General features: G+C 51.8%; 9 protein-coding genes. 4 read left to right on the top strand and 5 right to left on the bottom strand.

Annotated features, from left to right (window positions below):
- Positions 1–66 precede the first annotated feature (66 nt).
- Both ACYU87_RS15755 and ACYU87_RS15750 read left to right on the top strand, forming a co-directional pair.
- Positions 67–1,974, top strand: a complete 1,908-nt coding sequence (locus ACYU87_RS15755; protein ID WP_461135035.1) for an NADH-quinone oxidoreductase subunit 5 family protein — start codon at positions 67–69, stop codon at positions 1,972–1,974.
- A 67-nt stretch (positions 1,975–2,041) separates the two neighbouring features.
- Entirely contained in the window at positions 2,042–3,721 is a 1,680-nt protein-coding gene (locus ACYU87_RS15750; protein WP_461135034.1) for a complex I subunit 4 family protein, read from the top strand.
- Positions 3,722–3,723: 2 nt separating this feature from the next.
- On the opposite strand, the gene ACYU87_RS15745 is transcribed toward ACYU87_RS15750, so the two are convergent.
- The 5 genes from ACYU87_RS15745 to ACYU87_RS15725 form a co-directional block, all read right to left on the bottom strand.
- On the bottom strand, positions 3,724–4,251 hold the full coding sequence (locus ACYU87_RS15745) for a DUF6169 family protein (RefSeq protein WP_461135033.1): 528 nt from the start codon (positions 4,249–4,251) through the stop codon (positions 3,724–3,726).
- Positions 4,217–4,432 carry a hypothetical protein gene (locus tag ACYU87_RS15740; protein WP_461135032.1) on the bottom strand — a complete coding sequence of 72 codons (216 nt, stop codon included), beginning with the start codon at positions 4,430–4,432 and terminating at the stop codon, positions 4,217–4,219. The genes ACYU87_RS15745 and ACYU87_RS15740 overlap by 35 nt, the downstream gene beginning before the upstream one ends.
- Before the next feature lie 61 nt (positions 4,433–4,493).
- A complete protein-coding gene (gene gldG, locus ACYU87_RS15735) occupies positions 4,494–6,161 on the bottom strand; it encodes a gliding motility-associated ABC transporter substrate-binding protein GldG (RefSeq protein ID WP_461135031.1) in 1,668 nt (555 codons plus the stop codon).
- Positions 6,162–6,236: 75 nt separating this feature from the next.
- A complete protein-coding gene (locus ACYU87_RS15730) occupies positions 6,237–6,485 on the bottom strand; it encodes a hypothetical protein (protein ID WP_461135030.1) in 249 nt (82 codons plus the stop codon).
- A gap of 59 nt (positions 6,486–6,544) precedes the next feature.
- Entirely contained in the window at positions 6,545–10,294 is a 3,750-nt protein-coding gene (locus tag ACYU87_RS15725) for a putative LPS assembly protein LptD (RefSeq protein WP_461135029.1), read from the bottom strand.
- Positions 10,295–10,424: 130 nt separating this feature from the next.
- Between ACYU87_RS15725 and ACYU87_RS15720 the strand changes: the two genes are divergently transcribed.
- Positions 10,425–11,267, top strand: a complete 843-nt coding sequence (locus ACYU87_RS15720; protein WP_461135028.1) for an N-acetylmuramoyl-L-alanine amidase family protein — start codon at positions 10,425–10,427, stop codon at positions 11,265–11,267.
- 111 nt (positions 11,268–11,378) lie between these two features.
- Positions 11,379–12,365 (top strand): MlaD family protein, encoded by a 987-nt coding sequence (locus ACYU87_RS15715; protein ID WP_461135027.1) that lies wholly within the window; start codon positions 11,379–11,381, stop codon positions 12,363–12,365.
- Positions 12,366–12,397 lie beyond the last annotated feature (32 nt).

Genomic DNA, 12,397 nt, shown 5'->3' with positions numbered 1-12,397 from the left:
AGACAAAGACGTTTGCTTCCCCAAGGTATTATCGGGATATTTGCGGCCAATTCTGACTGACGACGAATGCCCGCCGATCCTTCCTACCTGTTTTCAACGTTGATGGCCATATTGCTGGGGCTTCCCTTTGCGGGGTTCCTGGTACTGACGGTTGCCAATCGGCGGACAGCGGGTTTGATCGCCGTCCTTTTTACCGGTGTGGGTCTGGCTTTATCCATTCTGCTGACGACTACCGTACCCAATCAGCCGCTACTACTACGAACTGACTGGGCAACGATCCTGAACGTGTCCTTTGGTTTCAGCTTACAACTCGATGCCCTTGCCGCACTGATGCTTGTGCTGGTGCATTTTGTCGCCCTGCTCGTGCAGCTCTATTCGCTTTCCTATCTGCACGACGAACCGAAACTACGACGTTACTTCTCGTATCTGCAACTGTTCGTGGGTGCTATGCTGGGAATCGTTCTGGCGGGAAACCTGCTGGTTATGTACGCCTTTTGGGAGCTGGTTGGGCTAGCGTCGTATCTGCTGATTGGTTTTTACGCCGAGCGGGCAGCCTCATCGAAAGCGGCTCAAAAAGCGTTTCTGATGAACCGGGTCGGTGATATAGGGTTTCTCGTTGGTATTTTCTGGACGTATTATCAGTTCGATACGCTGGACTTTACTACTCTGTCAACCGTTGGTGGGCAATCGATATTGCCCACGGCACTTGGCTTGTGTTTGTTTATGGGTTGCGCTGGCAAATCGGCGCAATTCCCGTTACTAAGCTGGCTTCCCGATGCGATGGAGGGCCCCACACCCGTGTCGGCGTTGCTCCATGCGGCTACAATGGTGGCTGCAGGTATCTTCCTGTTGGCGCGGATCCATCCGCTTCTCTCACCCGATGCCCTGGTTGTCATCACTATCGTTGGCACGATCACAACCCTTTGGGGCGGCTATTCAGCGCTTTTTCAAACGGATATCAAGAAGGTACTGGCTTTCTCAACCGTTTCGCAATTAGGGTTGATGGTAGCGGGTATGGGAACGGATAATGTGAGTGGGGCGATGTTTCACTTATTTACGCATGCCTTTTTCAAAGCCGGTTTATTTCTTAGCGCTGGGGCTATCATTCACGCTGTTCATACGCAGGATATGCGGCAGATGGGGGGGCTACGGAAAGCATTACCCAGCATATTTATCGCCTATACGGTCTGTGCGGCTGCCTTGTCGGGCTTACCCTTCTTTTCCGGCTTCCTGTCGAAAGAGGCCATTTTGGGCGGGGCATTCAGCTGGGCGGCTGGCCAGGGTACTGGCTTTGCGCTGGTCCTACCAATTTTGCTGTTGTTGTCATCTGGCTTAACGGCACTCTACATGGCCCGGCAGTGGCGGCTTATTTTCTTTGGTGATTACCAGAACAAAGAAGTACCCCTAGGCCAGGCGCACGAACCCGACTGGCTTATGCGTGGACCTGTATTGCTACTGGCCATCCTGTCTGTATGGGTCTGGTTTTCAGTGAATCCCCTGTCGGGGCACGGTAGTTGGTTTAGCCGTTTGTTTCCCGCTCATGAAGCGGAACCATTCTGGTGGCTGGCTCCAGTATCCATCGGCCTGGTGTTACTAGGTGGCTGGCTCGGTTTCCGGCTGAAGGAGCCCAAAGCAGCTACGGGCTACGTTCGGCTTTCGGTTGAATACGGCTTTCTGGATTTCTTTATCAGGGTACTAACCATCAGGCCAGCGTTACGTTTTGCCGCATTTTTGAATCGGATGGACCAGCGGGTAGTTGATGGGGTTGTGAACGGTGCAGGTGTTACTACCGTAGTCATCGCGCACATAACAACTGGTTTTGACCGGCTGGGTGTCGATGGTGTCGTAAATGGTGTTGCCTGGCTGGCCAGTCGGTTAGGCCAGCTGACGCGCTCGATTCAGAATGGTCGGGTGCAGTCGTACATTACGGCGGCTGTGGTTGGTTTGCTGGTAGTACTCTGGTGGTTGCTTTAAAACGAGTTCGGGCAGAGGCTTGACGTTTGGTAAATACGGTTAGACAGTAGTCTGGCTCAAGACATATATGATTCTTTCATTACTCATCTTTCTTCCTTTACTGGGCGCGTTGATCGTAGCGCTCCTGCCCGATAGCCAGGTTGGTCAATACCGACGAATTGCGCTGGTCGTAACACTGGCCGAGGTTGTGCTGGCTGGTCTGGCTTATGCCAGATTCGATAAAACCATTGGCGGCTATCAGTTACTCGAACAGGCCAATTGGATTACGCTGCCTTTGGGCAATTTGGGCGTTGTATCCATTGACTACCTGCTCGGTGTCGATGGTATTAGTCTTCCGCTGGTTCTTTTGTCGGCCGTTGTGATGCTTGTCGGGGTACTGTCATCCTGGTCGATAACTCACCGGCAGCGGGCTTATTATTCGCTCTATCTGCTGCTGACGGGCACCATCATGGGGTGCTTTGTTGCCCTCGACTTCTTCCTGTTTTTTCTGTTTTTCGAATTTATGCTCCTGCCGATGTATTTCCTGATCGGTTTGTGGGGCGGTCCGCGCAGGGAGTACGCATCAATTAAATTCTTCTTGTATACCTTGCTGGGATCGCTGTTGATTTTGCTGGTAATGATCGGGTTGTACCTGTCCGTTATGGACCCGGTAAGTACGGCGGTTATGGCTGGGCTGGTGAATGATTCCTCGGAGGTGACAGCAGACGTTATTCGCGCTATTCAGAGTTACCTTCAAAACGGACAGTTAAATGCGGCCCAGATAACGCATACGTTCGATATGCGTTATCTGGCCGATGGCGGCAACTACTTACCCAACGCTTTTCTGAACCCGTCTGCCGAACCCATCGTTGCGGGGATTCCGGCGCGGATGCTGGCCTTCTGGGCTATCTTTATTGGCTTTGCGATAAAGCTCCCCATTGTGCCGCTACATACCTGGCTGCCCGATGCCCACGTCGAAGCCCCTACGCCGGTATCAGTTATTCTGGCGGGGGTGTTGCTGAAGATAGGTGGGTATGGCTTCCTGCGGATCGCCTGGAATTTCTTTCCCGATGGCGCTGCTGAATACGCTTTTGTGCTGGCCGTACTGGGGGTACTGTCCATCGTGTACGGCGGTTTGAACGCGCTGGCCCAGGCCGATCTCAAGAAAATGATTGCCTACTCGTCGGTGTCTCACATGGGATTTGTTTTGCTGGGAGTAGCCTCACTTACCGCCGAAGGAATCAATGGGGCGGTGTACCAGATGGTAAGTCACGGCGTACTGTCGGCGATGCTGTTCCTGCTCGTCGGCGTCGTCTATGACCGTACCCACGATCGGCGAATCGACTCATATCGGGGTCTGATGCAAGTCATGCCTAACTACACGACCATAACGGCCATCGCTTTCTTTGGCTCGTTGGGGCTTCCCGGCTTTTCGGGCTTTGTCGGGGAGTTGTTTACGCTGATGGGTAGCTTTCAGTCGGCGTGGCTACCGGGCTGGCTCACGGCGGTTGCAACAACCGGGATCTTGCTGGCCGCGGCTTATTTCCTCTGGACACTTCAGCGTATGTTTTTTGGCCCGTTATGGGTGCGCCCTTTCGAATCAAAAGCCGGGACGAGCCACACGCTTACTGATCTGACCAACCGCGAAAAACTTATGCTGATTCCCCTGGGTGTTATGGCCCTCGTTCTGGGCTTATTTCCCAACCTTATCTTCGACCTGACGAACGCGACAGTGGCGCAATGGCTGGTGAAGTTTGCCATAGAGTAGACTCAGAGCTGCTTACCGGCCTTAAAGTCAGCCATTAAATCAAGAAAGGCTAAACCAACTTCACGTAAATAGGGGTTGTGATTTTTGGCAATGAGGGCGCAACGGTAAAGTACCTCCTCCTTAGTATCTCGAAACGAATCATCTAATCGAATGTAGTCGGACTCGGCGAAGTAGTCGTACCACCGATTAAATTTTCGCCAGCGTGCTTCGTGTTTTCGGTCAGCCGTATCACAAATAAAGATGGTAATCGTCAGGCTGCTTTTTTTATAAAAATCTCCAATAATTGTGGCCACAGTCGGTGCAATTAGTGCGTCGAGGGGTGGTCGCCGGTCTGTTGGGTTTTCAGCTACTTTGATGACTAATTCAACGATTTCGTTCGACAGGACAAAGTCTTCGCCAAATAAGTAAGGAGTTGGCTTAAACTGGATTTCATAAATAATACGATGTATGGTAACGAAGAGATAGCTATTATGGCTACCACCAGCAAAATCGAAATTATAACTTGATAATTGGGGTTCCTCTTCGTTCATTACTCTCTTTAAGTCTGGCTACGGCCGCCTGAATGAGCGGATCGGTGTGGAAATTATCGACAATATCCTGTTCAGCCTGCCGCTTGTCGGCCAGCAGGCGCTTCATAATGGACACGGCCCGTTCATGCGCTGTGAGCGTTGGTACTGGCTGGGTTGCCGCTGATGGTTGATTTGTTTCCATTGCACAATTCGTTTGTTTTTAGCTAAAGATACCGAACAAACGCCTGGTTGTCCAGACTGGTTCACTGGCCGTATTTCCGGCGCCGGACCACTTGCCAGACCAGCCCCACAAGGCCTACCAAGGCCAGCGGACCCAAAACATTCAGGAGCTGCCAGCGGGTGCGGCTCGCATCTACTTTTATCTTATCTAGCGGACGGAGGGCTATGGTTCGGGTACGAGCCGCGATAACGCCGTTTGGATCGACTAAATAGTCGAGCGCATTCAGCGCAAAATCCTTGTTGGCAAAGGTTGTACGGGTGAAACGGTCAAAGCCCAGCGGATAGGGTGTGTTACGCTTATAATCCACGTCGTTCACGATCAGGTCACCGTCAGAGCAGACGAGTACCCGTGAAGCTACACCCTCCGCCCGGAAACCGGCTGCCCGAGGGTCGCCCGGCAGGATCCGGTTGGCAAACAGCGATTTAAACTGACCTTCGAGCAGGCATCCAATGAGTTTGGGCCCTTCGTTGTATGTTTGAGGGTCGGGTTGCTGACGGGCTTCGTTGTACGAAATCAGCACCGGCGCTTTCAGCACTTTGGTGTAAGGGGAAGTAAGCAGCAACGGCGTTTTACGAATACCCGCTGCCTGTACCGTATCGAGGGTACTGATGAAGCGCCCCAGAACCGCATCCAGATTACGGACAATGGGGTTACCCGATGTCCCAAAATCGTTCAGGAGTGGATAAAACCGCCAGGGCAGTAACTGAATGTTCGGCTTGTCGCCCAGGTTGCCCACGTTGAGCGGGATGGGCGCACAACGCAGGTCTTTCACCACATCACGGTTGAGCCGGACACCCCATCGGAAAAACAAATCGTCGAGATTCAGGCTAACGGGTTGCGCATACGTGCCTTCGTTATTAACGCTATCTACCCGTTGCCCATCCACAAAGAACAACGCCCGGCCACCATTCACAACAAACTGGTCGAGTTTGAAAATATCATCCTCCGAAAAAGGCTTATCGGGTTTGGGCACCAGAATGGCGTCAAGATCGGCAATGGGACCGGGTTTGGTCATGTCAATGAAATACAGGTCGTAAGTCTGCTGCACGGACGCCAGCAAATCGGCAAAGCGGGAGGGCGGTACCTGCGTATGGCCATACAGCAACCCAACGCGCCGACGGTTTCCTTCTGTTTGGGTCAGCTTACGAATCGCCGATGCCAACTGAAATTCAACGCCTTCGTATGATTGATTCAACTGTTCTTCGGGCGAGGCCGCTTTGTTGCCCTTCAGCAAGGGAACGGCTGTTTCCTGCCCTTTGTACGAAACAATGGCACCGGGGAAAACCAGTTTCTCCGTACGTTTCCCGCCTTCACTAGCAAACAGATTGGTTGGCTGCAAACCCCGCTGCTGTAGTTTATCGATAAGCTTATTCTTCTCTTCGGGGTTGGTGATCAGAGCCGGGTCGATGAAGCGGTAGGTAATCGTCTTTCCGGCCCGTGCTTCAAATTCATCCAGCGTTTCCCGAACGGCGCTTTCGAGCCGTTTGAACCCCGGCGGGAGGTCGCCGGTCAGATACACATCCACGTGAATATCATCCGGTAAATTGACCAGCAGGTTCTCGGTCGCTTCGGAAAGAGTATATCGTTTTTCCTGGGTTAAATCGAGCCGAAAAAACACAAAGGCCGACAGGACATTGACAACGATTAATGCGCCAATAATAAAAAGGGTACGCAGGGCAGCAGGTTTCATATGGGAGTTTAACGAACAACTACGCCGAAATGGTTTATGAACGGGCAGGCAACCCGGCGGTCCAGCTTTGGGCGCTTAATTCAGCCTCGCTTCAGAAATAACCGTCAGATTGATCGCTTTGGCATCTTCCCGGGCAGTCTGGAGGGTATCTACTTTAGTGGGATCAATGCCCAATTCCTTCATGAGCCGATGCTGCCGGGCTTCGATGTAAGCCAATCGGGCAAGGATCTGATTCATCCGGAAATCCTGCTCATTCTGCCGCAGAAGCAGGTAAGCCGTCTTTTCTTCCAGTTCGTCAAGGCGTTGTTTATCGCGGTCAGTCATAGTTGTTTCCGGTGAGATTAGCGGAAGCAAGTTAACGGTTTTGGTCGGCTTTCAACACGCTAGAAACCACCCCGGTCGTAGAAACTCCGGCGACGGCTGAGCTTAAGCTCCTGAAGAATTGATGACCGCGCCCGTAGATCGAACGAGTAGTTGCCCGACCGGAAATTATTCCCCGAATAAGGTGTCCAGTTGAAGGCCATTTCCCAGCAGTGCAGATCACGGTTGATCCCAATGGTTGTCAGTGTCGGGCTTTTGAAGACAAAGTCATAACCTGTATTAACTGTAATCTTCCACTTGGGCGTCAGACTCAGGTCTCCGGTCAGTGTAAGAGCCTGAATCACCTGTGACTGTATAGGCGTCAGTTTGGTCAGCCCAAACGTGTAACTCACATTCATGGACCAGGGGACATTGAAATCGACGTACAACTCAGGGTTCTTGTTGATCGAATTCATCGTCGCGTCGGAGGCATTCTGGCTTGTTTTCTTCTTATCGGCCTGCTTGGGCGCAAAACGGGCGCTTACGTAGGCCTGCAAGTTCGTCATGCGAAGCAATCCCTGCCCCGCCTGAAAAGCATACAGGTTCGGCACCCGAATGTATTCCTGATTGATGTAAGCCTCCTGAGCGTTCAGGGCCAGAATCGACGGCGAATAAGACAAGGGCGTTACGGGCGTAGTCGAGGTTGGAAACAGGTACTGAGCGGTACCGCCGTAGGCCCGGTAAGCGTATGGATCGAAGGTAGACGAGAAGTTGAAGCTGATATTTTTGAAAATCTGCGTATTGGCGCTAACCGCAATGGGTGATAGCTTGTAGTCGGGTGCCAGCAGGTTGTAACTGCCATTGATGCTCAGGTTATCGAAGATCGGAATCTTCTTGAAATCTTGCCCCGACGAGTCGCTGCGGGTACGAACCTTCATTTCCAGCTGGTTGACGATACCAAACGAAATAAAGGCCGATTGTGTACTCGACGCACTTCCTGCCGTGCCGCCCAGCCCCCGGAATACCGACAATGTTCGGCGATAAAGCGGCAGGTTGGCCAGCGAGCCTGTGGCTGATAATACCTGAAACTGACCGAACGACGGGTTGGTAAAATCAGGGACGTAACTAAACGAAATGGAAGGGGCTATCGTGTGCCGAATCGCTTCAACGCGCTTGCCGCGGATAAAGTACGTGCCATACAAACGGGTATTCATGCTGGCGTTGACCGAAAAGTTATAGGATGGGAAGAAGCCGCGTGCCGTGTCGATCTGTACTGCATCCTTATCTGGCAGGTAGGTATAGTTCAGCTTCTTGCTGTAAATATCGCCCTGTAAGGAGAACCCCGGCGTAACGTTGATGTACCGCAGCAGCTTTATGTTGGGCAGCGAAATGGGGATGCTATACCGGGCCTGTACTACCCGGTTTTCCCAGATACGATTCGAATTGGCCAGACTGAACGGAATCAGGTTCGGATCGGCTTCGACAATGCCGAAGCGCAGGTTATTGACTCGTCGCAAACTGTCCTGAATCCGCTGAACAGTATTGACTGTAGCGATGGTAGTATAAATCGGAAAGCCTAATCCCGTTGTATCCACCTGACGGCGAATGGTATTGCTCACGGCAATGGACCCACTTACGTCCAGACCTACCCGGAAGCTTTCGTACCAACGGCCCGTACCTCCTTTGAGCGCAAAAGGGGCAATCTGGTTGACGCCAAAGTTGAAGTCTGACGATACATCCGTTTTGCCGTTTTCGCGAACGCCCGTTTGCTGGTTCAGCTGGCCAAATTGCTGGTTAACCCGCACGTTGGCCCCCGCCCGCACGTATTGCCCGAACGTGCGGCTGTACTGCACCGATGAACCCGCTACGTTGGATATATAGGATTGTGTATTGTAGGAATTGAACTGGTTGTAGCTGTTGCTGGTAACGTTCACGTTGGCCGAAAAACTACCCCGGCCCCGTGGCACCGGTGAGTGAGACCAGTTAACCGCAAAATCGTTACGCGGGCTTTGGGTTTTGTCGACGAAGTCGCCGGAGCGGTTTCGGTTAAATTGCAGGTTCACGCTTCCGCTGTAGCGATACCGCTTGTTGTAGGCCGATGATACACCCAGTCCCCAGCTGCCACGCGAATAAATCTGTCCTTTGAACTGTAAGCCCAGGTTCTCGTTTACGGCCCAGTAGTAGCCGCCATCGCGCAGGTAAAACCCGCGCCCGTTGGGCTCTTCGCCGTACTGGGGCACGATAATGCCCGACACGCCAATTTCCTTTCTTTTCGGAAAAGGAAAGAATCCGAAGGGAAGGCCAATAGGCAGCGGAATCTGATTGATAACCAGGTTGAACGGCCCGGCCACCACCTGGGTGTTGTGAATAACCTTTAACTTACTGGCATTGATGTGAAAGTGAGGAGTGGCCAGATTACAGGTCGTGTAAATGGCCCTGCCAATGTATAGGTTGTCTTCATCGTCTTTCTTGACGGTTTGCCCCCGAATGTTACCCTCACCCTGCTGGGTGATAACCCCCTGAATCCGGCCCTTGCGCGATTTGAAATTGTAACGAATCTCTTTCGCGTCGTACTTGCCTTCGCCATCCTGAAAAACAGGTCGGCCAATCAGTTTTTGTGCCGTTGAATCATACCGGCCTTTTGCATACACCTCATTTGTGAGGTAGTTCAGACGAATATAGTCGGCCTTGAGCGAAATATCGCCATACACAACGCTGGCCTCGCCAAACAGTTCGACGGTGCGTCCATCGGCCGAGTAGAACGTAGAATCTCTGGCCTGGTATTTAACGGTTGTCTTGAAAGAATCCGCCGTTTGCAGGGAATCCTTCTGTACCGAATCCCTACTGGCAACCTGTGATGAATCAGTTCCGGTAAGCGGCTTATCTAGGCTAGGCTGTCCGGCTTTGATCGTACTCTCCGGCCGAACGACATTCGGCGAGACCAGACCAGGCTTTAGTTGAGTTGGTTTGGCGGGCGTTAATTTAGCCAGACTGGTTTGCGAACGAGGGGCGGTCGTGGTTACTGACTTTACAGCCGTTACCTTTGCTTTGGCCGGGATGGAATCGCTTCGGATGAGCTTTTTTGCCGCAATGCTGAGTGAATCGGATTGGTTCGCTGGTTTGGGCTGTGTACGAGCAAGCCGGGCTGTTGAATCCAGACGTGCGGGTCTTGGTCTGGCAAGCGTACTGGCAACGCCCGACAAACGCTGTTCGGCTGCTGGCAGGTCTGTTATCAGCTTGTTGGACAAACGCTGTGTCAGCGTAACCGGTTTTGGTTGTAGTCGGATCAAAGTAAGCTGAACAGGGCTGACACTGGTAGCATCCGGCACAGTAACAACCCGTTCGGCGGGTACCGACTGACTGGAATCCTGCCTGGCTGGTTGGGTTACCGGCGATGGAATAGGGGAAATCTGGCGTTTGGTACCTGTGCCAAGTCGGTTCGGTACAGATTGACGTTGATTCAGCTCCCGCTCCAGATCACTTTCCTGGTTTGCGCTGGCGGAGCCTGTTTGTGAATTTGGCAGCGTGATCGAACCCGATGATGGACCAACCACCACTCGACCCGCCGGTTTTTTTTGCGCTGGTTGGGGCGGGGTAGTATCATTGGCCAGCACAGATTTCGAATCAGGCACCCGTTGGGCTGGCACGGTAGCAGGCGGCAGACCGCCTTTTGCGGGCTGTATGGGGGTTGTTCCACCCTGTCCTAACGCGTTGAACGCCCAGGTTAGCCAGATAAGAAGGCTCAGGGCCTTTATCCATATTGGTCGTATCCGCGAGGGCCGCAAAATAAAGTATGCTTTTTTCAGGTTTATCAAAAAAATTATATTTGCCATAAGACCGTTAAGTCTATGGCTTACAAAGGTATTCACGAACAGTCATCTCACTACCGCTTTGAAACGTTTTTGGTCGTTAAAAATTATTAAATCAACTGACAGCTCTATTTCGGCCACTTCTCCCGGAATAATGACAACAGTAGCGCTTTTGATTTTTCCATTACTGGCACTGACCAGTCCAGATGCTTTGTCGCCTGAATTAACGCAGGATACCGTTCGTCGGGCTGGATCGCAGGATACCGAAACAAGCACAAACGACGCACCAAACCAGTTGCGAACCGTTGTTCTTGACGCTGGTCACGGGGGTAAGGATCCGGGCTGTCTGGGACGCAAAACGCGGGAGTCGCGGATTGTGCTTAAGCTCGTCTTGCAACTGGGTCGTAAAATTAAGGAAGAGATGCCAAATGTGCGGGTTATTTATACCCGCTCATCCGACCATTTTGTCGAGCTGGCCGAACGGTCGGGTATTGCGAATCGCAACAGAGCGGATTTATTTATCTCGCTTCACTGTAATGCCAGTCCATCGTCGAGCCGGGTCTACGGCACCGAGACGTATACGATGGGGCTACACAAAACGAACGGTAATCTGGACGTTGCCAAACGCGAGAACGCCGTTATTCTGAAAGAAGAAAACTATCAGCAGACGTATAAAGGCTTCAATCCTAATTCGCCCCTGGCGCACATCATGCTGGCTAACTACCAACACGCATTCATGGGAAGCAGTATCAACTTCGCCGAAAAAGTAGAGCGGAGCTTCCGGCGGAATGCCGAACGGAAAAGCAACGGTGTGAAGCAGGCTGGCTTTCTAGTACTTTGGCGGACAACAATGCCCAGCGTGCTGATCGAGACCGGTTTTTTGACCAATCCCGAAGAAGAAGATTACCTGATTTCAGCCGAAGGGCAGGATGAAATTTCGACCGCCATTTACAAGGCGTTTGCGATGTACAAACAGGAAATTGAAGCGGGGGGCTAAGCGGTTTTATCCTATTTCCACTATTTTCGGGACAAACTAAGTGCAAAGTTGGTTATACGATCAATTAAACGAATTGGTCTGTCTGCCAAGGTCATTCACCTTCACAAACGCATGAAAGTTTCTCAGGAAGTAAAAGTAGGGTTATTGGCTGTCGTCTCGCTCATGATGCTCTATTTTGGATTTAGATTTTTGAAAGGTTCAGATTTCTTCTCCTCCACAAATAAGTATAAAGTCGTTTACGATAATATTGATGGATTAGTAGCCTCAAATCCGGTCCGAATAAACGGGTTAACGGTAGGTCAGGTGAAAAGCGTCGAAATCTTACAGGACCAGCAAAATAAACTGCTGGTTACGGTAGAGCTTAAAAAAGATATTGTCGTTACGCAGGGGTCACGGGCGGTACTGGCCGATGATGGTTTGCTGGGTGGTAAACTGATTCGTCTGGGTATCAACTATGGCAAACCGGCGCTCGAGGATGGTGGCACGCTTGTTGCCGCCAAAGAGTCAGGCCTATCCGCGTTGATTCGGGAGAAAACCTTGCCCGTACTTAACAACGTCGACTCGCTGACGTACCAGCTTAACCGCGTAGTGTCGCAATTCGACCAGACCGGTGTTTTGCTGAATCAGACACTTCGCAGCGCCAATGCAACCGTTGGTACGCTTGGCTTAACGGTTACCGAGAATCGGACAGCTTTGCAGGCAACGTTGGCCAATGTTAACAAGCTCTCGACATCGCTCATTGAAACGGAGAAGCAACTGAAACCTATTCTGGCCAAAGCCGATACGTTCGCCGATTCGCTTCAGGGGCTGCAACTGAAACAAACGCTGGGCAGTGTAAACAAAACAGTCGACAATCTGCAACGTATTCTGGCTGATGTCAACAAAGGTCGTGGTTCGCTGGGCAAGCTCACGACCGACGAAGCGCTGTACACGAATGTCAACAAGACGACGGCTAGTCTCGAAAAACTCCTGACCGATCTGCGCGAAAATCCCAAGCGATACGTGCATTTTTCGCTCTTTGGCCGCAAGGAGAAGCCCGCCACCACGCAACCCGGCAGTACAACTAGCTTGTCTACTCCGGCCGATTCTACGAAGTAAATGAGTTTGAATTTATGTACGTTACAGTTTAA

The organism is Spirosoma lituiforme, assembly GCF_054776635.1.
This window is presented reverse-complemented; position numbering and strand designations above follow the sequence as displayed.